Origin of the sequence: Aquabacterium sp., assembly GCF_044226965.1 — a bacterium.
Classification (GTDB): domain Bacteria; phylum Pseudomonadota; class Gammaproteobacteria; order Burkholderiales; family Burkholderiaceae_C; genus Pseudaquabacterium.
In genome coordinates this window covers 19,736-43,127 of sequence record NZ_JBGAGA010000050.1, presented here as the reverse complement: position 1 = coordinate 43,127, position 23,392 = coordinate 19,736, and the positions used below count along the sequence as shown (strand labels likewise).

The 23,392-nt window shown below is 67.5% G+C and carries 21 protein-coding genes; 7 read left to right on the top strand and 14 right to left on the bottom strand.

Features of this window, described 5'->3' with window-relative positions; genetic code table 11:
• The 5 genes from ACILR4_RS20050 to ACILR4_RS20030 all read left to right on the top strand — a co-directional run.
• Nucleotides 1-372, top strand: a 372-nt coding sequence (locus ACILR4_RS20050; protein WP_395702642.1) for a tetraacyldisaccharide 4'-kinase, incomplete at its 5' end; no start/stop codon positions are given.
• 2 nt (nucleotides 373-374) lie between these two features.
• Nucleotides 375-581 (top strand): Trm112 family protein, encoded by a 207-nt coding sequence (locus tag ACILR4_RS20045; protein ID WP_395702643.1) that lies wholly within the window; start codon nucleotides 375-377, stop codon nucleotides 579-581.
• Between the two features lie 11 nt (nucleotides 582-592).
• Nucleotides 593-1,366 carry a 3-deoxy-manno-octulosonate cytidylyltransferase gene (kdsB, locus tag ACILR4_RS20040; protein ID WP_395702641.1) on the top strand — a complete coding sequence of 258 codons (774 nt, stop codon included), beginning with the start codon at nucleotides 593-595 and terminating at the stop codon, nucleotides 1,364-1,366.
• A 132-nt stretch (nucleotides 1,367-1,498) separates the two neighbouring features.
• Complete coding sequence (gene adk / locus ACILR4_RS20035; RefSeq protein ID WP_395702640.1) at nucleotides 1,499-2,155, top strand: adenylate kinase; 657 nt, start codon at nucleotides 1,499-1,501, stop codon at nucleotides 2,153-2,155.
• A 1-nt stretch (nucleotide 2,156) separates the two neighbouring features.
• The gene (locus ACILR4_RS20030) at nucleotides 2,157-2,915 is read left to right on the top strand and encodes a 3-hydroxyacyl-CoA dehydrogenase (RefSeq protein WP_395702639.1); all 759 of its coding nucleotides are present in this window, start codon (nucleotides 2,157-2,159) and stop codon (nucleotides 2,913-2,915) included.
• 95 nt (nucleotides 2,916-3,010) lie between these two features.
• Here the strand turns inward: ACILR4_RS20030 and ACILR4_RS20025 are convergent, their stop codons facing one another.
• The 10 genes from ACILR4_RS20025 to guaB all read right to left on the bottom strand — a co-directional run bounded on the left by ACILR4_RS20025 (nucleotide 3,011) and on the right by guaB (nucleotide 18,799).
• Nucleotides 3,011-5,701, bottom strand: a complete 2,691-nt coding sequence (locus tag ACILR4_RS20025; protein ID WP_395702638.1) for a TonB-dependent receptor — start codon at nucleotides 5,699-5,701, stop codon at nucleotides 3,011-3,013.
• A 434-nt stretch (nucleotides 5,702-6,135) separates the two neighbouring features.
• Nucleotides 6,136-7,971 (bottom strand): ABC transporter ATP-binding protein, encoded by a 1,836-nt coding sequence (locus ACILR4_RS20020; protein ID WP_395702637.1) that lies wholly within the window; start codon nucleotides 7,969-7,971, stop codon nucleotides 6,136-6,138.
• A 14-nt stretch (nucleotides 7,972-7,985) separates the two neighbouring features.
• Entirely contained in the window at nucleotides 7,986-9,428 is a 1,443-nt protein-coding gene (locus tag ACILR4_RS20015) for an ABC transporter permease (RefSeq protein WP_395702636.1), read from the bottom strand.
• A 15-nt stretch (nucleotides 9,429-9,443) separates the two neighbouring features.
• A complete protein-coding gene (locus tag ACILR4_RS20010; RefSeq protein ID WP_395702635.1) occupies nucleotides 9,444-10,427 on the bottom strand; it encodes an ABC transporter permease in 984 nt (327 codons plus the stop codon).
• A gap of 2 nt (nucleotides 10,428-10,429) precedes the next feature.
• Complete coding sequence (locus tag ACILR4_RS20005; protein WP_395702634.1) at nucleotides 10,430-12,667, bottom strand: ABC transporter substrate-binding protein; 2,238 nt, start codon at nucleotides 12,665-12,667, stop codon at nucleotides 10,430-10,432.
• 208 nt (nucleotides 12,668-12,875) lie between these two features.
• Nucleotides 12,876-13,775 carry an LD-carboxypeptidase gene (locus ACILR4_RS20000; protein WP_395702633.1) on the bottom strand — a complete coding sequence of 300 codons (900 nt, stop codon included), beginning with the start codon at nucleotides 13,773-13,775 and terminating at the stop codon, nucleotides 12,876-12,878.
• Between the two features lie 19 nt (nucleotides 13,776-13,794).
• Nucleotides 13,795-14,364, bottom strand: coding sequence for a tRNA adenosine(34) deaminase TadA (gene tadA, locus ACILR4_RS19995; RefSeq protein WP_395702632.1), 570 nt, complete (start codon nucleotides 14,362-14,364; stop codon nucleotides 13,795-13,797).
• Between the two features lie 19 nt (nucleotides 14,365-14,383).
• Nucleotides 14,384-15,970: a glutamine-hydrolyzing GMP synthase gene (gene guaA, locus ACILR4_RS19990; RefSeq protein ID WP_395702631.1), complete on the bottom strand. Its 1,587-nt coding sequence runs from the start codon at nucleotides 15,968-15,970 to the stop codon at nucleotides 14,384-14,386.
• Nucleotides 15,971-15,995: 25 nt separating this feature from the next.
• Nucleotides 15,996-17,201, bottom strand: coding sequence for an MFS transporter (locus ACILR4_RS19985; RefSeq protein WP_395702630.1), 1,206 nt, complete (start codon nucleotides 17,199-17,201; stop codon nucleotides 15,996-15,998).
• 119 nt (nucleotides 17,202-17,320) lie between these two features.
• On the bottom strand, nucleotides 17,321-18,799 hold the full coding sequence (gene guaB / locus ACILR4_RS19980; protein ID WP_395702629.1) for an IMP dehydrogenase: 1,479 nt from the start codon (nucleotides 18,797-18,799) through the stop codon (nucleotides 17,321-17,323).
• A gap of 142 nt (nucleotides 18,800-18,941) precedes the next feature.
• On the opposite strand from guaB, the gene ACILR4_RS19975 reads away from it, so the two are divergent.
• Nucleotides 18,942-19,469 carry a DUF4124 domain-containing protein gene (locus tag ACILR4_RS19975; protein ID WP_395702628.1) on the top strand — a complete coding sequence of 176 codons (528 nt, stop codon included), beginning with the start codon at nucleotides 18,942-18,944 and terminating at the stop codon, nucleotides 19,467-19,469.
• An 18-nt stretch (nucleotides 19,470-19,487) separates the two neighbouring features.
• On the opposite strand, the gene ACILR4_RS19970 is transcribed toward ACILR4_RS19975, so the two are convergent.
• Together ACILR4_RS19970 and ACILR4_RS19965 are read right to left on the bottom strand one after the other, a co-directional pair.
• Entirely contained in the window at nucleotides 19,488-19,814 is a 327-nt protein-coding gene (locus ACILR4_RS19970) for an RnfH family protein (RefSeq protein WP_395702627.1), read from the bottom strand.
• Complete coding sequence (locus tag ACILR4_RS19965) at nucleotides 19,801-20,250, bottom strand: type II toxin-antitoxin system RatA family toxin (RefSeq protein WP_395702626.1); 450 nt, start codon at nucleotides 20,248-20,250, stop codon at nucleotides 19,801-19,803. Before ACILR4_RS19965 ends, ACILR4_RS19970 begins: the two co-directional genes overlap by 14 nt.
• Before the next feature lie 62 nt (nucleotides 20,251-20,312).
• Here ACILR4_RS19965 and smpB point away from each other — a divergent pair, with 62 nt between their 5' ends.
• Nucleotides 20,313-20,777 carry an SsrA-binding protein SmpB gene (gene smpB / locus ACILR4_RS19960; protein WP_395702625.1) on the top strand — a complete coding sequence of 155 codons (465 nt, stop codon included), beginning with the start codon at nucleotides 20,313-20,315 and terminating at the stop codon, nucleotides 20,775-20,777.
• Nucleotides 20,778-20,793: 16 nt separating this feature from the next.
• Here the strand turns inward: smpB and ACILR4_RS19955 are convergent, their stop codons facing one another.
• Nucleotides 20,794-21,576 (bottom strand): enoyl-CoA hydratase, encoded by a 783-nt coding sequence (locus tag ACILR4_RS19955; protein WP_395702624.1) that lies wholly within the window; start codon nucleotides 21,574-21,576, stop codon nucleotides 20,794-20,796.
• Nucleotides 21,577-21,599: 23 nt separating this feature from the next.
• On the bottom strand, nucleotides 21,600-23,252 hold the full coding sequence (locus tag ACILR4_RS19950; protein WP_395702623.1) for an acyl-CoA synthetase: 1,653 nt from the start codon (nucleotides 23,250-23,252) through the stop codon (nucleotides 21,600-21,602).
• Nucleotides 23,253-23,392: the final 140 nt, after the last annotated feature.

Below are 23,392 nucleotides of genomic sequence, written 5' to 3'. Positions count from 1 at the left end.
TGGCGGCGCCTGGGCACCATCTGCTCGCTGCAGGACTGGTGGGTGACCGAGGCCGTCACCAGCCGCGTGGTGCGCCTGCGCGACCGGCCGCTGCTGGCCGTTGCCGGGCTGGCCAAGCCCGACGGGTTCTTCGCGATGCTGCGGGCGCAGGGACTGGACATCCAGACCCTGCCCTTGCCCGACCATTTCGACTACGCCACCCTGCCCTGGCCAGTCGGCACGCCCGACGTCATCCTGACCGAGAAGGATGCCGTGAAGATCAAGCCGCAGCGCACCGGCAGCACCCGCGTCTGGGTCGCGACGCTAGACTTCGCCCTGCCTTCTGACTTCACCACCGCGCTGCAGCGCGAGCTGCCGCCGCCCTCGCCATGAGCCTGGATCATCGACTGATCGAACTGCTGGTCTGCCCCTTGTGCAAGGGCCCGTTGACGCTGGCGCGCGATGCGCAGAACCAGCCCCGCGAACTGCAGTGCCCGGCCGATCGGCTGGGCTTCCCGATCCGCGACGGCATCCCGATCATGCTGGAGAGCGAAGCGCGCGGCATCGAGGCCGACAGCGTGCCCGCCCCGATGCAGCCCTGATCGCGACGGCGATGGGTTTCACGGTCCTGATCCCAGCGCGGATGGCCAGTTCGCGCCTGCCGAACAAGCCCTTGGCCGACATTGCCGGCCTGCCGATGATCGTGCGCGTGGCCCAGGCTGCACGCGCCAGCGCGGCCGAGCGCGTGGTGGTGGCCGCCGACGATGCCCGCATCACCGAGGCCTGCGCCGCCCATGGCGTTCAGGCCGTGTTGACGCGCCCGGATCATCCGAGCGGCAGCGACCGCCTGGCCGAAGCCTGCACGATCCTGGGCCTGGACGGCGAGGACCTGGTGCTGAACGTGCAGGGCGACGAGCCGCTGATCGGCGCCTCGATGATCGATGCCTGCGCCGCGCTGCTGCGCGACCGACCCGATTGCGTGATGGCCACCGTGGCCCACGCGATCGACGATGTCGCCGAGTTCGCCAATCCAAATGTCGTGAAGGTGGTGCTCGATTCACAGCATCGAGCGCTGTACTTCTCTCGCGCACCCATTGCCTGGTGGCGCGATGGGTTCGCCAACGGCATCAGCCGCCTGCCCATGCCGGCGCCATTGCGCCATGTCGGCCTGTACGCCTACCGCGCCCGCTTTCTGCGGGGCTTTCCGGGCCTGGCCCAGGCGCCGCTCGAGCAAACCGAGGCGCTGGAGCAGTTGCGCGTGCTGTGGCACGGGGAACGCATTGCCGTTCACGTGAGCACGGCTCGCCCCGGCCCGGGTGTCGACACCCCGGAAGACCTGGCGCGGGTGCGCGCACTGTTCGCCGCCAGCGCCTCCGGCGCCGCCTGACGACCACCGCGGCGGCCGTCAGTTTCGCGCAGGGACCCTCGCGCGATAATCGACAGGATTCGAACGTTCTGCCGCACCGGCCTGCTTGGCCCGACCCCGTGGCAGCCACATCACAAAACCATCGAGGAACGGATGAGACTGATTCTGTTGGGGGCACCCGGCGCAGGCAAAGGCACACAGGCGGCCTACATCTGCCAGAAGTACGGCATACCGCAGATCTCCACCGGCGACATGCTGCGCGCGGCCGTCAAGGCCGGCACGCCGCTGGGCGTGGCGGCCAAGAAGGTGATGGATGCGGGTGGTCTCGTCAGCGACGACATCATCATCGGCCTCGTGAAGGAACGCATCGCGCAGCCGGATTGCGCCAAGGGCTTCCTGTTCGACGGCTTCCCGCGCACCATCCCGCAGGCCGACGCGATGAAGGCCGCCGGCGTCAAGCTCGACGTGGTGCTGGAGATCGACGTGCCCGACAGCGCGATCGTCGAACGCATCACCGGCCGGCTGTTCCACGTGGCCTCGGGTCGCAGCTACCACGTCAAGTTCAATCCGCCCAAGGTGGCCGGCAAGGACGACGTGACCGGCGAAGACCTGATCCAGCGCGACGACGACAAGGAAGACACCGTGCGCAAGCGCCTGGCGGTCTACCAGAGCCAGACCCGCCCGCTGGTCGACTACTACTCGGCCTGGAGCGCCACCGGTGACGCTCAGGCACCTCGTTATCGCAAGATCCTCGGTCTCGGCACGGTGGACGAGATCACCGCGCGGGCCATGGCCGCATTGGAGGGCTGAGGTGGAGATTCAAGGCAAGGTCTTCATCGTCACCGGCGGCGCCTCCGGCCTCGGCGAGGGTACGGCGCGCATGCTGGCGCGTGAAGGCGCCCAGGTCGTCATCGCCGACCTGCAGGCCGACAAGGGCGAGGCGCTGGCCAAGGAACTCGGCGGCGCCTTCGTGCGCTGCGACGTCAGCCAGGAGGCCGATGGCCAGGCCGTGGTGGCCCAGGCGCTGGCGCTCGGCAAGTTGTGCGGCCTGGTCAACTGCGCCGGCATCGCACCGGCGATCAAGACCGTCGGCAAGAACGGCGCCCACCCGCTGGCCAGCTTCAGCAAGGTGATCGGCGTCAACCTGATCGGCACCTTCAACATGATCCGCCTGGCGGCGGAAGCCATGTGCAAGAACGCGCCCGAGTCCACTGGCGAGCGCGGCGTGATCGTCAACACCGCCAGCGTCGCCGCCTACGACGGCCAGATCGGCCAGGCCGCCTATGCGGCTTCCAAGGGTGGCGTGGTCGGCATGACGCTGCCGATCGCGCGCGATCTGGCGCGCAACGGCATCCGCGTGATGACGATTGCGCCCGGCATCTTCGGCACGCCGATGCTGTTCTCGATGCCGCAGGACGTGCAGGACGCGCTGGCCGCCAGCGTGCCCTTCCCCAGCCGCCTGGGCAAGCCCGAGGACTACGCAAAGCTGGTGCACCAGATCATCACCAACGACATGCTCAATGGCGAGGTGATCCGGCTGGATGGGGCGATCCGGATGGCGCCGAAGTAAGGCGTCAGCGACTGGGGCGTGATCAAGAAAAAAGGGGAGCCTCGGCTCCCCTTTCTGTTGTTCGATGGGCTTGCGCCCATCGCACTTCTGGCGCGTCAGAACGAGTACGAGCCGCGCACGTAGTAGGTGCGGCCGATCGCGGTTGCGAAGCGCGAATCCCAGCCACCCGACTGGAACAGGTCCGCCTGGTTGGTGAACGGCGGCGCCTTGTCGCCCACATTACGGATACCGAAGGTCAGCGTCGCGGCCTTGATCGGCTGCCAGCTGCCAAAGATGTCCACCGTGGTGAAGTCGCCGACGGTGTTCGTCGGGATGAAGTCCAGGTAGCCCGACTTGTAGTGGGCCGCCAGACCTGCCGAGAACGCGCCCTTGCTCCAGTTGAAGGTCAGGTTGTGCTGCCAGCGGAACACCGGACCATTGCCGACGTACACGCCGACGTTCTGGTTGAACGGCCCACCCTGGTAGTCCTGGTACTCGTACTTGGTGACGTAGGTGCTGTTCAGCGCGGTATCGAACTGGCCGATCTCCGTGCGCAGGCGGTACTGCAGGCTCAGGTCGATACCGCTGGTATTGGTACCGCCCAGGTTCTGCAGGCGCTGGTCGACGTAGCCGCACTTGGAGCCAGGGCAGTTGCTGGTGATCGACAGCAGGTTGCCCGGGGCAAAGTGGAAGTACTGCTGGAACTGGTTGTAGTTCGCGAACAGCGTCGACTGCGGCAGCGACGAGATGGAGTTCGTGATCTTCAGCCACCAGAAGTCGACGCCAGCGCTGAGGTTGTTGATCGGCTCGAACACCGCACCCAGCGTGTAGTTCTTCGACTCTTCCGGCTTCAGGTCGACGTTGCCACCGTTGAGCACCTGGAACTGCACCGCGCAGTTGGCACCCGCCGAGGCGCCGGGGATCGGCGTGCCGCCCGGGCAGTTGATCGGGTTGTTGAAGTTGCCCGCGGTGTTGGTGTACGACTGCGAACCGTACAGCTCGAACAGCGTCGGCGCACGGAAGCCGGTGGAGGCGGAGCCGCGGATCAGCACTTGCTTCATCGGCTGGAAGCGGAAGCTCAGCTTCGGGTTCGTGGTGTTGCCGAAGTCGCTGTACTTGTCGTAGCGGACGGAGCCGGTGACATCCAGGGTCTTCATCAGCGGAACATTGACTTCCGCGAACACGGCCGTCACGTTGCGCTTGCCTTCGGCGATGAAGGTCGGATCCAGGCCCGTCGAAGCCGACACCAGTTCCGCAAACGGCGTGTTGGCCTTCGAGACGAAGTCTTCCTTGCGGTACTCCGCGCCAATGGCCAGCTGGACCGGGCGGCCGGCGCCAAGCCAGTCACCGAGTTCGCGGCTGGCGCTGGCCTTGGCGATCGTCACCTTGCCGGTGGCGGTTTGCAGCATGCCGGTCAGCAGGGCCGAATCCAGCAGCGCGCTGCCGGCGGCGCTCTGGGCGCCGAAGGGGTTGATCACGCCTTCCAGCAGGCCTTCGCCGATGATGTCGCCGTTGCCGTAGCCGCCGACCAGGTTCTGGTCGACCTGGTTCTTGTTGTAGGAGACCTTGGCCGAATAGTCCCAGCCGGCCGCAGAGCCGTCGGCCGAGAACATGATCCGGCTCTGGGTGTTCTTGTTGGTCTGCGCGCGCGAACCGTTCGGGAAGTCACGCCAGAAGACGTAGACGAAGCCCGGCTGCACATCGACGGGGTGCGGGAAGGCGCTGGACGGATTGAAGGCGGCTGCGCCTGCCGTGCCATCGTCGAAGGTGGGGTCGACGTGCGTCTTCGGGTAGTACGGGTTGGGCTGCCCGTTCGGCATCGTCGGGTTCATCAGATAGCCGCCGTAAGGCACCGGGGCGATCTGGGTCGTCACCTTGTTCTGCGTGGCAAAGGCCTCGAGACCGAGGTCGAGCGCGCTGCTGACGCGCAGCGTGCCCTTCACCATCGCGGAAATCGTCTCGGACTTCGGCGAGAAGTCGACGAAGCTCGGCGTCACGATCTTGCACTGCGTGCCGCCATTGACCGGGATCAGCGCAGTGCCGGAGCAACCCGGCGCGGCCGGGTTGTACAGGGCGGAGAAGTCCTGCGTGTAGTTGGCAGGATCCGTGCTGTTCGACAGGCCACCGACGATGCGCTTGTTGAAGTCGCGCTGCATGCCGTTGATGACGTCTTCCTTGCGACCGCTGACGAAGCCGAAGACGTTGAAGCCCTGCTTGTCCAGGTCGCCGTAGCCGAAACCGACGTTGGCGCTGGTGACCTTGCCGCCGGGATGCTGCGGCGAGTCGTAGCCCACCGAGACCGTGCCACCGGCGAAATTGCGCTTGGTGATGAAGTTGATCACGCCGCCGATCGCGTCGGTGCCGTACAGCGAGGAGGCGCCGTCGCGCAGCACTTCGATGCGCTCGATCGCCGCGAACGGGATCATGTTGAGGTCAGGCGCCGAGCCATCGACCGCGTTGTTGGCGATGCGCTCGCCGTTAAGCAGCACCAGCGTCTTGTCCTGGCCGATGCCGCGCACGTCGGCGAAGGTCGCGCCGCCGCTGCCCGAGCCGATGGCCTGCGCCGCATTCACCGTGAGCTGCACCGCGCTCAGGTTCTGCATGATCTGCTCGACCGACGTGACGCCCTGGGCCTTCAGGTCGTCAATCTTGATCACCGTCACAGGGACGGATGTCTCGGCGTCGATGCGCTTGATCGCCGAACCGGTGATCTCGATGCGCTGGGTTTGCTGCGCCCATGCGCCCATGGACAGCACGCTGCTCATGGCCAGCAAGGCGGCCGCGCTCAGCTTGTTTCGCTTGAACATTTTCACTCCTCTGTCGAAGTCAGTTGATCGATAGACCCAGCCCCGGTGCAAGTCACATGCCGGCCTCGTAAGCCTCGTAAGCCGATGAACATTTTCACTTTCCGATCGATAGACCCAGCCCCGGTGCAAGTCACATGCCGGCCTTGTGTACGGGTTGTGTAGTGGAATTGTCACTGAAGCCTCTTTGCCGGCCCGACTAGGGAATGCCTCTAGTTGTGCGGCGCACACAGTCGCCGGCGGTGCATTGGCGCACTCTTATGGCGCCAGCCCCAGGCAAATCAACGCTATTCGGACCAAGCTGCGTGCTTTTGGACTCCGAATGCTGGTTGGGCTAGGGTGAAGCACCTAGCGCCGTGTTGACAATTCGTTGGCTCGAAGCAACTGGCACTGTAGCCAACACAGCTTTACATTGCTGCCGATACGTCACGCAGCCGCTACGCGGGCTGGACCAGCCGCGGCACGGCGGCCAGCAAGGTACGCGTGTAGTCGTGCTGCGGCTGCTGCAGCACCTGCGCCGTGCTGCCCTGCTCGACAATGCGCCCGGACTGCATCACCGCCACCCGATCGGCGATGTACTCGACCACGCCGATGTTGTGGGTGATGAAGAGGTAGGACACCCCCAGCTCGCGCTGCAGCTCGCGCAGCAGGTTCAGGATCTGCGCTTGTACAGACACGTCCAGGGCAGACGTCGGCTCGTCGCAGACGATCAGCTTGGGATTCACCGCCAGCGCGCGCGCAATGGCGATGCGCTGGCGCTGGCCGCCGGAGAACTCGTGCGGAAAGCGCTCCAGCGCATCGCGCCGCAGGCCCACCTGGTCGGTGATGCGTTCGACGCGCTGGCGGCGATCGGCCGGCGTGGTGTCTGGCTGCAGCGCGGCGAGGCCCTCTTCGAGGATCTCGAACACCCGCATGCGCGGATTCAGTGACGCGAACGGGTCCTGGAAGATGATCTGCACGTCGCGCCGCGCGCGGCGCAGCGCCTCGCCATCCAGCTCGAACAGGTTCTGCCCAGCCATCAGCGCGCGGCCACTCACACTGCCGACGCGCCGCAGCAGCTGCACGATGGCCTTGCCAGTGGTCGTCTTGCCGCAGCCCGATTCGCCCACCAGCGCCAGCGTGCGCCCCACCGGCACCTGGAACGAGACGCCGCCCACCGCATCGAAATGCGCCCGCACGCGTTGCAGCAGGCCGCCACGGATGGGAAAGCGCACACGCAGGTCCTGCACGTCCAGCAGCACCGCGTCGCTGGCCGCCGCGGCCGGCGCAGCCGCCGGCGCGGTGACCGGCTGCTTCGGCATGCCGAGTCCCGGCCCGCCGGGCTGCAGCAGCAGGCAGCGCACCTGGCGATCGGCCAGCGTGGCCAGCGCGGGTGGCGTGTTCTCGCACTGCGACTGCGCATAGGCGCAGCGCGGCGCGAAACGGCAGCCGCTGAACTGAAGCGTTAGCGGCGGCACGGTGCCGGGGATGGCGGCCAGTGTCTGCCCGCGCCGATCGGCATCCGGCAGCGCCTGCAGCAGCGCGCGCGCATAGGGATGCTGCGGCGACGCGAAGAAGGCATCGGCCGTCGCCACCTCGATGATCTGGCCCGCGTACATCAGCGCCACGCGGTGGGCCATGCCGGCCACCACGGCCAGGTCGTGCGTGATCAGCAGCAGGCCCATGCCCTGCTCGCGCTGCAGTTGCTGCAGCAGGTCGAGGATCTGCTTCTGGATCGTCACGTCCAGGGCGGTGGTCGGCTCGTCGGCGATCAGGTAGTCGGGCTCGGAGGCCAGGGTCATCGCGATCATCACGCGCTGCTTCTGGCCGCCGCTCATGCGGAAGGGATAGTCGTCGATGCGGCGCTCGGGCTCGGGAATGCCGACCTTGCGCAGCCACTCGATGGCCTTGGCCCGCGCCGCCGCGCCGCGCAGCGCGGTGTGGGCCTCGATCGCCTCGACGATCTGGTCGCCCACCTTCATCACCGGGTTCAGGCTGGTCGAAGGCTCCTGGAAGATCATGCCGATGCGACCACCCCGCACGCCGCGCATCTGCGCTTCGGTAAGGCCGAGCACATCGGTGCCGCCATCGAGGTTGACGCGGCCGTCGTCGACCTGGCCGTTGTCGGGCAGCAGGCGCATCAAGGCCAGCGCCGTCATGCTCTTGCCGCAGCCGGATTCGCCGACCAGCGCGAAGGTTTCACCGCGCTTGATCGACAGCGCGAGCCCGTCGATGGCCTTGACCAGGCCGGCATCCGCATCCAGCGAGACCTTGAGGTTGTCGATCGTCAGCATGGCAACGGGTCTCTTCAGGCAGGCTTGCGCGAGGCGAGGCGCGCGCGCAGCGCACGCGAGCGGGGATCGAAGGCGTCGCGCACGCCGTCGGAGAACAGGTTGGCGGCCAGCACCAGCGCGACCATGAAGCCGAAGGCGGACAGGAAGGACCACCAGACCAGCGGATCGCGGCTCATCTCGTAGCGGGCCAGGTTGATCATGCCGCCGAAGCTGCTGGTCGAGGGGTCGACACCGACGCCCACGTAGGTCAGCACTGCTTCATAGAGGATGAGGTCGCTGAAGTTCAGCACCGTCGTGATCAGGATCAGGTGCACGACATTCGGCAGGATGTGCCGCGCCATGATGCGGGCCGGGCTGACACCGAAGGCCGTGGCGGCCTGCACGAAGTCGAGCTCGCGCAGCTTCAGCGTTTCGGCCCGCACCAGGCGGCACAGCGTGGCCCAGCCGGTCACGCCGAGGATGGCGCACAGCATGAACACCTTCAGATCCGAGCGCTCGACGCCGGTCTCGAACCATTCGGGGTGCTTGTCCAGGCCCACCTGCACCATCAGCACGCAGGCGGCGATCAGCAGCACGCTGGGCACCGAGGACAGCGTGGTGTACAGGTACTGCACCGCCTCGTCGACCCAACCCCTGAAGTAGCCGGCCAGGATGCCCAGGGTCACGGCGATCGGCAAGGTGGCCAGCGTCGACAGCGAGCCGATCACGAAGGCCGTGCGAACGCTCTTGAGCGTCAGCACCAGCACGTCGTTGCCGGTGCGGTCGGTGCCGAACACGTGGTAGTGGCCCATCAGTGCGCCCACCACGCCGCCGAGCAGGCAGGTCACGCCCATCGTGATGACCAGCGCGCGCACCGGCAGCGCGGTGCGGTCGGCCGCGATGGCCCGCCACGCAGCGGCCACGCCACCGTGCGCACGGCGCAGCAGCCAGGCCGCCACCAGGCCACACAGCGCCGCCAGCAGCAGCCCGGCCAGGGCCCCACTGACGGCGCGGGTGGCCACGTCGCGAGCCCATTCCTGCGCCGGGTCCTTCAGGTGCGCGCCGCCGTAGGCCAGGCGCGGCAATTCGCGCACGATCTGGCCGTCGCGTTCGACCGGTTGCTTGGTCAAGGCCTCGTAGGCCAGCGGTGCCGAATAGGTGGCCTCGCGCATGCGGATCTGGCGCGAGAGCACCAGGTCGAGCAGCGACTCCGAACGCGTGTCATAGAACACCTGGTCGGCCGCCTGGCCCGGGCTGGGCGGCAGCGCGCGGCGGAAGTGCACGCTGTCCAGCGCCGTGACACCCAGGAACAGCAGCAGCACCAGCGCCGAGCACAGCGCCGCCGGATCGCGCAGCACCTTGCCCCAGGTCACGCGCAGTTGCTCGTGGCGCGCGATGCGCCAGACGTAGAGGCCCAGCGCGACGAACAGCAGCCACAGCGCCGCATCGGTCCACAGCAGAACGTATTTGAAGGACATGTCGGTTCCCGGGGCTCAGGACAGGCGCACGCGCGGATCGATCCAGGTGTAGGCGACGTCGAGCAGCACGTTGGTGGCGATGTACAGCAGCGAGCCGAGGAACACCATCGTGCGCACGATCGCGAAGTCCTGGCCCGCAATGGCCTCGATCACGAAGGCACCCAGGCCGGGAATGCCGAAGAAGCTCTCGAAGACCAGGCTGCCGAGGAAGACATACGGCAGGTAGGCTCCGGCGCTGGTGACGATGGGGATCAGCGCATTGCGCAGCACATGGCGGAACAGCACCACCTGCTCGCTCAGGCCCTTGGCGCGCGCGGTGCGCACGTAGTCCTTGCCGATCTCCTCCAGGAACATCGCGCGATAGAGCCGTGCCTCGCCACCCAGCCGCGCCAGCAGCGAGAGCACCACCGGCAGCGCGAGAAAGCGCACCGCGTCCAGCCCCGGCGCGAAGCCCGAGATCGGCACCAGGCGCAGCACGCGCGAGAACAGGTACTGGCCGACGATGATGTAGAACAGGCTCGAAATCGACAGCATCAGCACGCACAGCACCACGCCCCAGAAGTCGATGCGGGAGTGCCGGAAGAACACCAGCATCAGCGAGAACGACACGCTGACGATCAGCTGCAGCGCGAACAAGGGCACGGCCAGTTGCAGGCTCACGCCCATGCGCGTGGCGACCTCGTGCCCGATGTCCACCGCACGGGCCGAATCACTGCGGCCGAAGTCCAGCGCCATCAGCGAGATCGAGCGCTCCCACAGCACGGTGTTCGTGAGCTTGTGGCTGCCCTCTTCCTTGTCCGCCCAGTACAGCGGCTTGTCATAGCCGCGCTCGGATTTCCACTTGTCGATCTGTTCCTGCGTGACACGCTTGCCGCCGATGTTTAGCCGCGCCATGTCATCGGGCGTGTTGACGGTGAAGAACAGGAAGAAGGTCAGCAGGTTGACGCCGATCAGGATCAGCACGCCGTAGCCGATACGGCGGACGATGTAGTTGCCCATGATCAGGACGCCTGGTTGGCGACGGGGGTGCCGCGCGCGGTGGCGGTCTCCCGCAGGCGGAAGCTGCGCCGCGCGATCCAGGCCAGCGCCGCCGCGGCCAGCGCGAGCAAGGCCAGGGGCCAGGCAATCGGATGGTTCCACTCGGCCTGCTTGCGGGCGCGCAGTTCGGCGTCGACGCGGTAGTACTTGGCCATGTCACGGATCATGATGCTGGGCTTGCCGTTGTGGACCCACTGCTGGAAGGCCAGCCCGCCCCAGGGGAAGTAGCCGAAGCACCAGGGGCTGTCGCGCCGCACGATGTCGACCATCTTGTCGATCACCTCCTGCTTGCGCGGGCCGTCGTCCAGTGACTGCAACTGGCGATACAGCGCATTGAACTGCGGGTTGTCGTAGTTCGCGATGTTCTCGCCGTTGAACTTCGACTTCGAGTTCGGCCCGTACAGCAGGAACAGGAAATTCTCGGCGTCCGGATAGTCGGCCAGCCAGCCGGCCCAGAACAGCTGGTGCTTGCCCTTGAGCGTCTTGTCCTGGTACTGGTTGAAGTCGGTGGCACGGATCTCGAGCTGGATGCCGAGCTTGGCGAACTGCTTGGCCATCCAGTCGTTCTCGCTCTTGAACTCGGGCGTCACCGCGCGCTGGAAGTCGTAGTTCAGCACCAGCGGCTTGCCCGAGGCATCCCGTCCGTCGGGGTAGCCGGCCTCGGCCAGCAGCTTCTTCGCGTCCTCGATCGGGCGACGCACGACCTTGCCGTCCTTCAGCATGTGCGTCACCGGGTTGTAGTAGCCCGGCTGGCCTTCGCGCGAGCCGAACAGGCCTGGCGGCACCGGGCTGTGCGCAGCCTCGCCCCCCTTGTGCTTGAAGATGCGGCCATAGCCCTCTTCATAGTCGATCGCGATGGCGATGGCCTGCCGCAGCTTGCGGTTCTTCTCCTGCTGTTCGGGCGTGCTGCCCCAGCCCACCACCGGGTCCAGCATGTTGAAGCCGAAGTACCAGTTGCTGATGTCGGTCATCACCGGGAACTTGTAGCCGCGCCGTTCGTACTGGCGCTTCACGGCGTCGGAATCCTCGGCGTCGTTGCGGAAGTCGACACCCCATTCGGGCCGCTCGATCTCCGGCACGTCGAAGAAGCCCTGCAGGAACTTCTCCTTGCGCGAGACCTTCTCCTTTTCCATCGTCACGTACAGCGTGTCGACGAAGGGCAGCGGCTTGCCACAGTCCTCCAGCAGGCCGGCGGCCTTGTCCTCGGGCATGCCGTCACACGGGTAGGTCTCACCGTGGTAGTTCGGATTGCGCTTGAGCACATGGCGCCGGTCGCGGATGAACTCGGCCATCATGAACGGCCCGGTGCCCACCGGCCACTGGTTCAGGGACAGGCCGTTCTCGTTCATGCCATCCTGGGCATAGAAGGCATCGGCCTCCCAAGGCACCGGCGCGAGGAAGGGCATCGCCATCCAATAGCTCCACTGCGGGTACTTGCCCTTGAGGCGGATGCGCCAGGTGTACTTGTCCACCGCGTAGGTGCCGGCCAGCGGGAACTTGCGGAAGTCCAGGAAGGGCTTGTCGCGCACGTCCTTCGGCAGGTCCTTCAGCAGCCGGGCGTCTTCACGCTTGATGGTCTCGGAGTACTCCTTCAGCCCGATCACGTATTCGGCGAACACCGAGTACACCGGCGCCTCGATGCGGGGCGTCGAATGGCGCTTGAGGGCGTAGACGAAGTCATCGGCCACCAGCTCGCGCGTGCCCTGGAACTCGAAGTCCCACGGCGAACGCTTGTTGCCGAGCTGTTCGCGCGTTAGGTGGTGGTAGCGATACTGACCCTTCTCGTCCACGGCGAAGGCCGGGTGGGGCTGGTACTTGATGCCGGGCTTGATGTGCACGTCGTACACGCTCTCGGCAATGGCCTCGGCCGGCGCGTCGTCCGGCAGCGTCTTGCCATCCTTGTCCAGGTAGACCGGATGCGCCACGGCGGCGGCAGACTTCGGGATCAGCGTGTACGGCCGCTTCAGATAGTGGTAACCGTAGGGCGGCTCGTAGATCTGGAACGTGTAGGCACTCTCGTTGTTGGCGTAGGAGGCCGTGGGGTCCAGGTAGCGCGGTGAACGCTCCTCGAACGAGTAGTACAGGACGTTTTTCCGCTCGGCCCCCGCCGGCAGCGGGCTGTTGTTGCAGCCGGCCGCGAGCGCGACAACAGCGGCCGCCAGTGCCAAGGCCAGCCGCCTGATGAGATCAGTTCCGCGCATGCGGGCACTCCTGGTGCATGCATCGACCGGGGCCGGATGGGCCCGAAGCCAAGCCAAAAAAAGTGGCGCCTCGACAGAACTGGCTTGTGGCCGGCCCGTTTCGAGGCGATCAAAGAATTCTAGGGGGTACAGCAAGGCCCGTGCCTCGGGGTTATCCGGGGCTGGCACCGATTAGGGATGCCTGTCTAGACGAGCCGGCGGCCGGGCGCTACCAACCGATCAGCGCGTCGCGGCCCTCGACCAGCAACTGGACGCGACGGCCGATCGGCAAGGTCACCTTGGTCGGCACATGGCCAAAGGGCAAGCCCGTGAGCAGTGGCGTGCGGCACACGCTGCGCAGGTGCGCAATGCAGCTCTTCAAGGAATAGCCGCGATCGTTGGCCGACTTGCGATAGTCGGTGAACGCCCCCAGCAGCACCGCCTTCTGCGCCGCCAGCACGCCGGCCTGGTGCAACTGCAAGAGCATGCGTTCGATGCGGTAGGGATGCTCGCTGACGTCCTCGAGGAACAGCACGCCGCCCTTCACCCGAGGCCAATGCGGCGTGCCGAGCAGCGACTGCACCATCGCCAGGTTGCCGCCCCACAGCACGCCACGCGCCTGCAGACCGTCGAAGCCGGGTTCGGTGCGGAAGCCCACCGCTTCCAGTTCGCCGGACATGGCTTCGACGAAGCAATCGCGGGCCACCTCGTCGACACCGCCCGCCTCGTCGCTGCGGCCGAAGTCGTCGCAGGCCATCGGGCCATGCCAGCTCTCGGCACCGGTGTGCGCCAGCAGTCCGAGCTGCAGTGCGGTCATGTCGCTGAAGCCGACCCAGCGCGTGCCGCGCTCGACGCTGCGCGCCAGGCGGGACCAGTCGATGGCATCGAGCGAGCGGGTCAGGCCGTAGCCGCCGCGGCAGGCCAGCGCGATCGAAGGCGCCGCATCGGCCACGCGCTGCAGGGTGGCCAGGCGCGTGGCTTCGTCGCCCGCGAAACGCTGGTACCGGGCCCGCACACTGGCATCCAGCGTCACGTCGAAGCCCAGCGCCTCCAGCCGCTGACGCGCGAGCCTCAACGCCGGCGCGCGCAGTTCCACGCCCGAAGGGGCGAACACGATCATTGAGCTCATGGGTTGGCCAGGGGCAAGGTCAGGTCAGGTCGGCGTCGGGCAGTTCGATCGCGTCGCCGGTCGGGATCGGGGCTGCGCGTTCGGCCTCTTCGTCCTCGAGCGGCAACCCCCGCGCGGCCTTCTGCTGCGCCCGGCGCTCGGCGAAGAAGCCGCGCAGGAGCTGGGACGACACATCCGCCAGGACACCACCGACGACTTCGGTCTGGTGATTCAGCAAAGGCTGCGCAAAAAGGTCGACCACCGAGCCCGCGGCGCCGGTCTTCGGGTCATGGGCGCCGAACACCACGCGCTTGAAGCGCGCATGCATCAGCGCCATCGCGCACATCGCGCAGGGCTCGAGCGTCACATACAGCTCGCACTCGGGCAGGCGGTAGTTCTCGAGCAACTGCGCGGCATGGCGCAGCGCGACGATCTCGGCATGCGCGGTCGGGTCGTGCGTCGTGATCGGCCGGTTGTAGCCGGTGGCGATCACCTGCCCGTCGCGCATGATCACGGCGCCCACGGGCACCTCGCCCGCCAGTTGCGCATTGAGCGCCTGGTCGAGCGCTATGCGCATCGCGGTTTCGTCTGCAGGGCGGGTCGCGCTCATGGTCCGCGGTCGGGGCCGCTCACTCCCACTCGATGGTTGCCGGTGGCTTCGAGCTGACGTCGTAGGTGACGCGGTTGATGCCGCGCACCTCGTTGATGATGCGGCTGGACACCTTCTTCAGCAGGCTGTACGGCAGCTCCGCCCAGTCGGCGGTCATGAAGTCGCTGGTCTGCACCGCGCGCAGCGCCACCACGTAGTCGTAGGTGCGGCCGTCGCCCATCACGCCGACGCTCTTCACCGGCAGGAACACCGCGAAGGCCTGGCTGGTCAGGTCGTACCAGCTCTTGCCGCTGGCTTCGTCCTTCGCCGCGCGCAGCTCGTCGATGAAGATGGCATCGGCGCGGCGCAGCAGGTCGGCGTACTCGCGTTTCACCTCGCCGAGGATGCGCACGCCCAGGCCCGGACCCGGGAACGGATGGCGGTAGACCATCTCGTGCGGCAGGCCCAGCGCCACGCCGAGCTCGCGAACCTCGTCCTTGAACAGGTCGCGCAGCGGTTCCAGCAGCTTCAGGCCCAGCGTCTCGGGCAGGCCGCCGACGTTGTGGTGGCTCTTGATCGTCGTGGCCTTCTTGGTCTTGGCGCCGCCGCTTTCGATCACGTCCGGGTAGATGGTGCCTTGCGCCAGCCATTTGGCGTTCGACAGTTTCTTCGCCTCGGCCTGGAACACCTCGACGAACTCGCGGCCAATGATCTTGCGCTTGGCCTCGGGGTCGGTCAGGCCGGTCAGGTGGCCGAGGAATTGCGCGCTCGCGTCGACGTGGATCACCTTGGCATGCAGGCGGCCGGCGAACATGTCCATGACCATCGCGCCCTCGTTCAGGCGCAGCAGGCCGTGGTCGACGAACACGCAGGTCAGCTGGTCGCCGATGGCACGGTGGATCAGCGCCGCGGCGACGCTGGAATCGACGCCGCCGGAGAGCCCGAGGATCACCTCCTCGTCGCCCACCTGCTCGCGGATGCGCTGCACGGCTTCCTCGACGTGGTCGCGCATGATCCAGTCGGCGCGCACGCCGCAGATCTGCAGCACGAAGCGCTCCAGCAGCACGCGGCCCTGTAGCGTGTGCGTGACCTCGGGGTGGAACTGCACGCCGTAATAACGCCGTTGTTCATCGGCCATGCCGGCGATCGGGCAGCTTGGCGTGCTGGCCATCAGCGAGAAGCCGGGCGGCAGCGCAGTGACCTTGTCGCCGTGGCTCATCCACACCTTCAGCAGGCCGTGGCCCTCGGGCGTGCGGTGGTCCTCGATGCCTTCGAGCAGCCGGGTGTGGCCATGCGCCCGCACCTCGGCATAGCCGAACTCGCGGTGCGTGGACGCTTCCACCTGGCCACCCAGCTGCACCGTCATCGTGAACATGCCATAGCAGATGCCGAGCACCGGAATGCCCAGCTGCCAGACGATCTCGGGCGCGCGCAGCTCGTGCTCCTCGTACGTGCTGGCATGGCTGCCCGAGAGGATGATGCCCTTGGGGTTGAACGCGCGGATGAAGTCGGCCGAGACGTCGTTCGGGTGGATCTCGCAGTAGACATGCGCCTCGCGCACGCGGCGCGCGATCAGCTGCGTGACCTGCGAGCCGAAGTCGAGGATCAGGATCTTGTCGTGGTTCATGGCAAGGCGATGGGCCGGGAATGCGTCAGGCCGGTTTGGCGACCAGGGTGGCATGGCTGCGGAAGAAGCGCGCCGCCACGACCGCCGCGGTGAACTGCAGCGCGCTGCAGACGAAGAAGGGCAGGCCGATCAGCCAGTCGCCGGTGGGGCGGTGCGCCACCCAGCGCAGCAGTTCCAGCGCGATCACCGGGGCCACCACGGCCATCAGGCTGTTCAGCGAGGACACCGCGCCCATGGTCTGGCCCTGGCGGGACGGATCGGCGGCGTTCGAGATGATGCTCTGCATCGCCGCCTGTGCGGCCCCCCCCAGCAGGCCGAAGCTGATGACGATGTACATCATCCAGCCCTGGGTCGCGAGCCCGAAACCCAGGTAGGACAGCGCACCCACCAGCAGGCCGGTGACCGCCAGCTGCTGCGGCGAGAAGCGCGCCAGCATCGGCTTGAGCAGCACGCCCTGGCTGAAGGCCGAGACGACGCCCACCGCGAACAGCGACCAGCCCACCTCGCCCGGCCCCCATCCGAACTTGAACTTGGTGTACAGCACCCAGCTCATGTGCAACATGAACTGGGCCAGGCTCACCAGCCCGATCACGAACACCAGCGAGCCCACGCCCTTCAATGCGGCAAGGCCGCGCAGGCTGGCCACCGGGTTGGCCCGCCGCCAGTCGAACGCGCGCCGCCGCTCCAGCGGCAGCGACTCGGGCAGCACGAAGAAGCCGTAGCACCAGTTCACCACCGCCAGGCAGCCGGCGACGACGAAGGGCAGCCGCACGTCGTGGTCACCCAGCACGCCGCCGATCACCGGGCCGAGGATGAAACCGATGCCGAACATCGCGCCCAGCTGGCCGAAGCGGCGCGCACGGTCCTGCGGGGTGCTGATGTCGGCCACGTACGCATTGGCAATCGAGATGTTGCTCTGCATCGCGCCGGAGAACAGCCGCACCGCCACCAGCATCCACAGCGCGGTGGCCGCGGCGGTGACGAAGAAGCTCAGCGCCAGGCCGGCAAAGCCGATCAGCAGCACCGGCCGGCGGCCGAAGCGGTCCGACAGCGCGCCCAGCACCGGCGAACCCATGAAGTTGGCCAGCCCGAAGGCCAGCGTCACCACCAGGAAGGCCAGCGTCTGCTCGTCGTTGCTGTGGGTGAAGCGGCCGACGATGTGCGGCAGCACCGGCACCATCAGGCCGATCGAGATCATGTCGATCAGCACCGCGGCCATGATGAAGGGCATCGCCGCCTTCCGGTCGCCCCCCCGTGCGGCGGGCACGCCGGCCGCCACCCCGAGGGGCTGCGGGCCGGCTTGGGACGGCCCGGCGCTCGCCCCGCGTTCGATTTCCGGCATGCTCTGCGTCATTCCATCCGGTAGTTCGGCGCTTCCTTCGTGATCTGCACGTCGTGCACGTGGCTCTCGCGGATGCCCGACGAAGTGATCTCGACGAACTCGGCCTTGCTCTGCATCTCGGCGATGCTGGCGCAGCCGCAGTAGTGCATGGACGCGCGCAGGCCACCGGCCATCTGGAAGATGATGCCGACCACCGAGCCCTTGTAGGGCACCTGGCCTTCGATGCCTTCGGGCACCAGCTTGGCGGTGGCATTGGCCGTGGTGGAAGCGGCCGAGCTGTCCTGGAAGTAGCGGTCGGCCGAGCCCTGCTGCATGGCGCCCAGCGAGCCCATGCCGCGGTAGCTCTTGTAGCTGCGGCCCTGGTAGAGGATGACCTCGCCCGGCGCTTCCTCGGTGCCGGCGAAGGCACCGCCCATCATCACGCAGTCGGCCCCGGCGGCGATGGCCTTGGCCAGGTCGCCGGAGAAGCGGATGCCGCCGTCGGCGATCAGCGGGACGCCGGAGCCGGCCAGGGCCCTGGCCACCGAATCGATGGCCATGATCTGCGGCACGCCCACGCCGGTGACGATGCGGGTGGTACAGATCGAGCCGGGCCCGATGCCGACCTTCACGGCATCGGCGCCGGCCTCGACCAGCGCCTGTGCCGCCGCCCCGGTGGCGATGTTGCCGCCGATCACGTCGACCTGCGGGTAGTGCTTCTTGACCCAGCGCACACGGTCGATCACGCCGGCCGAGTGGCCGTGCGCGGTGTCGACCACCAGCACGTCGACGCCGGCCTTCACCAGCAGTTCCACGCGTTCCTCGGTGCCGTCGCCCACGCCGACCGCGGCGCCGACCCGCAGCTTGCCGTGCTTGTCGCGCGCGGCGTTCGGGAAGCTGGTCTGCTTGGTGATGTCCTTCACCGTCATCAGGCCGCGCAGTTCGAAATCGTCGTTGACGACCAGCACGCGCTCGAGCTTGTGACGGTGCATCAGCGTCTTGCCTTCGTCGAGGCTGGCGCCCTCCTTCACGACCACCAGCTTCTCGCGCGGGGTCATGATCTCGCGCACCGGAACGTCGAGCCGGGTCTCGAAGCGCAGGTCGCGGTTGGTGACGATGCCGACGACGCGGCCGTCCTCGATCACCGGGAAGCCCGAGATGCCATGCTGCTTGGACAGCGCCAGCACGTCGCGCACCGGCACGCCGGGCGAGATGGTGATCGGGTCGCGCAGCACGCCGGATTCATAGCGCTTGACCCGCGCCACCTCGGCCGCCTGCTGCTTGGGCGTGAGGTTCTTGTGCACGATGCCGATGCCACCTTCCTGCGCGATGGCGATCGCCAGCCGCGCTTCGGTGACGGTATCCATTGCAGCGGACACCAGCGGCAGGTTCAGCGTGATGTTGCGCGACAGCTTGGTCGCCAGGCTGGTGTCGCGTGGCAACACCGTGGAGAAGGCAGGCACCAACAACACATCGTCGAAGGTGAGCGCTTTGCCGAGAAGGCGCATGGGGAATGCTCCAGACGCAAAAGCGGATTATAGGGACCGCCCCAATCGCCCTCGGGCGGCGGGACGCAGTTCACGATTTGTGGCGCTGTGCACGGCAGGCCGCCGGTACACTGCCGCCTGACACTCGGTTTGGGGATTGACGATGCGACAAAGACGGGCGCCCAGCACCATCGGTGCGATTGGCAGTTGCTGGCTGGCCCTGGGCCTGCTGGTGGCGGCCCTGCCCGCGCATGCTCAATGGAAGTGGAAGGACGAGAAGGGCCAGACCCACGTCAGCGACCTGCCACCGCCGCGCGAGATTCCCGACAAGAACGTGCTGCAGCGGCCTTCCGACACCGTGCGCCGGGCCAGCACGAGCAGCAGTGCGCCGCCCGCCTCGGCCGCCAGCGCCGCGGCAGCGGATGCCAAGCCGCGCGTCGACCCCGAGATCGAGGCGCGCAAGGCCAAGCAAGAGCAAGAGAGGAAGTCGGCGCAGAAGGCCGAGGACGACAAGCTTGCCGCGCAGCGCGCCGAGAACTGCAGCCGCGCCCGGCAGCAGATCGCCGGTCTGGAAAGCGGCATGCGGCTGGCTCGCGTCAATGACAAGGGCGAACGCGAGATCCTCGACGACAAGACGCGTGCCGAGGAGATGCAGCGCGCGCGGCAGGTGGTGGCGTCCGAGTGCCGCTGAACCGCTGATCGGCGGCCCTCAGCCGCGTGGCTTGCGCTTGAGCCCGTCGCGCCGGTAGCGCTGGCGCCGCGCCTCCTTCGGATCGACCTGCAGCGGGCGGTAGAGCTCGAGCCGGTCACGTTCCCGCAGCACCTGTTCCGGCGTGCACACCCGGCCCCACAGCCCGAGCTTCAAGCCCGCCATCGCCGCTTCGCCCAGCTGTGCCGGCCAGCCGCTGGCGCGCAGCGCTTCGGCCGCCGTGACACCGGCTGGCAGGCGCAGGCTCAGGCGCATCAGCCGATGCGGCGCAGGCGCGTAGGCCAGCTCGACGTCGATCATGCCGGCCGCGTGCTCAGCGCTGGCCATAGACCTGCTCCGCGCGCTGCACGAAGGAATCGACGAAGGTGTTGGCCACCTTGTCGAACACCGGGCTCAGCACCGTCTCCAGCGCGCCGCTGGAGAAGGCATAGCTCAGGTCGAACTCGATGCGGCAGGCCGGCAGCGGGCCGGCCGCGCCGATCGGGTGGAAGCGCCACAGGCCATCGAGCACCGAGAACGGTCCGTCGACCAGCGCGATCTCGACCGTCTGGTCCTGCGCATGCGTGTTGCGCGTGGTGAAGGCGTGTCGCAGCCCGGCAAAGGCCAGGTGCAGGCGCGCGGTCATGCCCTGGTCGTCCTCGGCCAGCAGCTCGGCCTTCTCGCACCACGGCAGGAAGGCCGGGTATCGCTGGATGTCGACCACCAGGTCGTACATCTCGCGCGGCGAGTACCACAGCAGGACCGACTTCTTCACATGCTTCATACAATGCGCAAGATTCTAGGGGCCGCTTGGTTTCGCACCTCGCGGCCCCACTTGCTTGCACCATGTCCAACACGATTGCCGAAAACCGCCGCGCCCGCTTCGACTACCACCTTGAGGAATTCCACGAGGCGGGCGTCGTGCTGCAGGGCTGGGAGATCAAGGCCATTCGCGAAGGCCAGGTGCAGATGACCGATGGCTACGTGGTCATCCGCGACGGCGAGCTGTACCTGATCGGGCTGCGCATCAATGCGCTGCGCTCGGCCTCGACCCACGTGCACCCCGAGCCGGACCGTACCAAGAAGCTGCTGATGCACAAGGCCGAGATCCGGCGGCTGATCGGCAAGGTCGAACAGAAGGGCTTCACGCTGGTGCCAGTGAACCTGCACTACAAGGGCGGCCGGGTGAAGGCCGACATCGCGCTGGCCAAGGGCAAGGCCCAGCACGACAAGCGCGAGACCGAGAAGAAGCGCGACTGGGAGCGCGAAAAAGGCCGCCTGATGCGGCACAAGGTCTCCTCGGCCGCCTGAGCCTGCCCGCCACGCGTCAGGACTTCGCCGGTTTCTTGTCCAGGAAGTCCTGCACGCCGTCGAGCGCGCAGCGGTCCATCATGTTGCAGGCCATGGTCTCGGCCGCCTCGGCGTAGGCCGCTTCGATGCCCATCTCGAGCTGGCGGTAGAACAGCTGCTTGCCCATGGCCAGCGCGACGCGGGGCTTGCTGACGATGCTGGCCACCAGCGACTCGACCTCGGCGTCCAGCCGTGCCGCATCCACCACGCGGTTCACCAGGCCCTTGGCCAGCGCCTCTTCGGCCGAGATGAAGCCACCGGTCACCAGCATCTCGAACGCCGCCTTGCGCGAGACGTTGCGCGACAGCGCGACGCTGGGCGTCGAGCAGAACAGACCGAGGTTGACGCCGCTGACGGCAAAGCGCGCATCGCGCGCAGCCACGGCCAGGTCGCACATCGCCACCAGCTGGCAGCCGGCGGCGGTGGCCACGCCGTGCACGCGCGCGATCACCGGCACCTCCAGTTGCTGCAGCGCCAGCATCACGCGGCCGCATTGTGCGAACAGGCCTTCGTAGTAACGCTGCGAAGGCGTGGCCCGCATCTCGCGCAGGTCGTGCCCGGCGCAGAATGCACGCCCCGCCGCGGCGATCACGACCACGCGGGCCGTGCTGTCGCGGGCGATGAGGTTCAGCTCGGTCTGCAGCGCCTCGAGCAGGCCCTCGGACAAGGCGTTGAAGGCCTGCGGGCGGTTCAGTGTCAGCGTGATCACGCCGCGCGCGTCGGTCGTGCGCAGCAGCAGCGGGTCGTCGGTGCTCAGCATGGCGGTCTCTCCTGCTCGTGTCGCTACTCGATCGCGCTGGCGGACTTCGCCCGCTCGCGCAGCTGGAACTTCTGGATCTTGCCGGTGGAGGTCTTCGGGATCTCCTCGAAGCGGATCTCGCGCGGCACCTTGTAGCCGGCCAGCAGCTGCTTGCAGTGCGCGACCAGGGTGGCCGCATCCACCGTGCTGCCGGGCTTGAGTTCGACATAGGCCACCGGCGTCTCGCCCCACTTCGGGTCGGGCCGCGCCACCACCGCGCAGGCCATCACGGCCGGGTGGCGGTACAGCGCATCCTCGACCTCGATCGAGCTGATGTTCTCGCCGCCCGAGATGATCACGTCCTTGCTGCGGTCCTTGATCTTCACGTAGCGGTCGGGCTCCAGCACCGCCAGGTCGCCGGTGTGGAACCATCCGCCCTCGAAGGCCTTGTCCGTGGCGGTCGGGTTCTTCAGGTAGCCCTTCATCACGATGTTGCCGCGGAACATGATCTCGCCCATGGTCTGGCCATCGGCCGGCAGCGCGTCCAGCGTCTGCGGGTTCAGCACCGTCATGCCTTCCTGCAGCGGGTAGCGCACGCCCTGGCGGCCGTTCAGGCGCGTCTGTTCGGACAGGCTCTCGCCGGCCCAGGACGGGCGCTGCACCGCCACGGCCGCCGGGCCGTAGACCTCGGTCAGGCCATAGACATGCGTGATGTGGATGCCGATGCGGGCCATGCCCTCGATCATCGCGGCCGGTGGCGCCGCGCCGGCCACCATGCCCCGCACCGGCTGCGCGATGCCTTCGCGCCACTCGGCGGGCGCGGCGATCAGCAGGTTGTGGACGATCGGCGCGGCGCAGTAATGGTCGACGCCGTGCAGGCGCATCGCCTCGAAGATGGCCCGCGCCTCGACGCGGCGCAGGCACACGTGCGTGCCGCCCTGCATCGCCACGGTCCACGGGAAGCACCAGCCGTTGCAGTGGAACATCGGCAAGGTCCACAGGTAGCGCGGGAACTGCGGCATGGTCCAGGTGGCCGCGTTGCACACCGCATTGAGGTAGGCGCCGCGGTGGTGCGTGACCACGCCCTTGGGGTCGCCGGTGGTGCCCGAGGTGTAGCTCACCGCGATGGCGTCCCACTCGTCGCGCGGCCCTTCCAGCCGCGGCAGCGGATCGTGCGCGGCCAGCAGCGCCTCGTACTCGTGCGCGCCCAGGCGCTCGCCGGGGCCGGTGTACTCGGTGTCGCAGACGTCGATCACCACCGGGTCGCGGCCGTAGCGCTCACGCAGCTCGCGCAGCGCCGGCCCGATGATGGGCGCGAACTCGCGATCGGTGATCAACACCGCGGCCTCGCAGTGGTTCAGCTGCCAGGCCAGCAGGCTGCTGTCGAGCCGCGTGTTCAGGGTGTTCAGCACCGCGTTCAGCGCCGGCACGGCGTAATGCGCTTCCACCATCTCGGGCGTGTTGGGCAGCATCACGCTCACGGTGCCCAGGCGCCCCACCCCCAGTGCGCGCAGCGCTGCGGCCAGCCGCGCCGAGCGCTCGCGCGTTTGCGCCCAGGTGTAGCGGCGCGTGCCATGCACCACCGCCGGCAGGTCGCCGAAGACCTCGGCGCTGCGCTCGACAAAGCTCACCGGCGACAAGGCCACGAAATTGGCCGCGTTGCGGTCGAGGTGTTGCTCGTAGATGTTGCTGCTCATCGGGTTTTCTCGCAGGTGAACACTCAGGGTTTGGGGAATTGGAACTGTCTCTTCCACGTCACCCAAGTCAGGGCAAGCACGCGTACCGCCGCGCGCACCGGCCCCCTATAAACCGCCAACGGCGACAAGGGGCCTCGTGC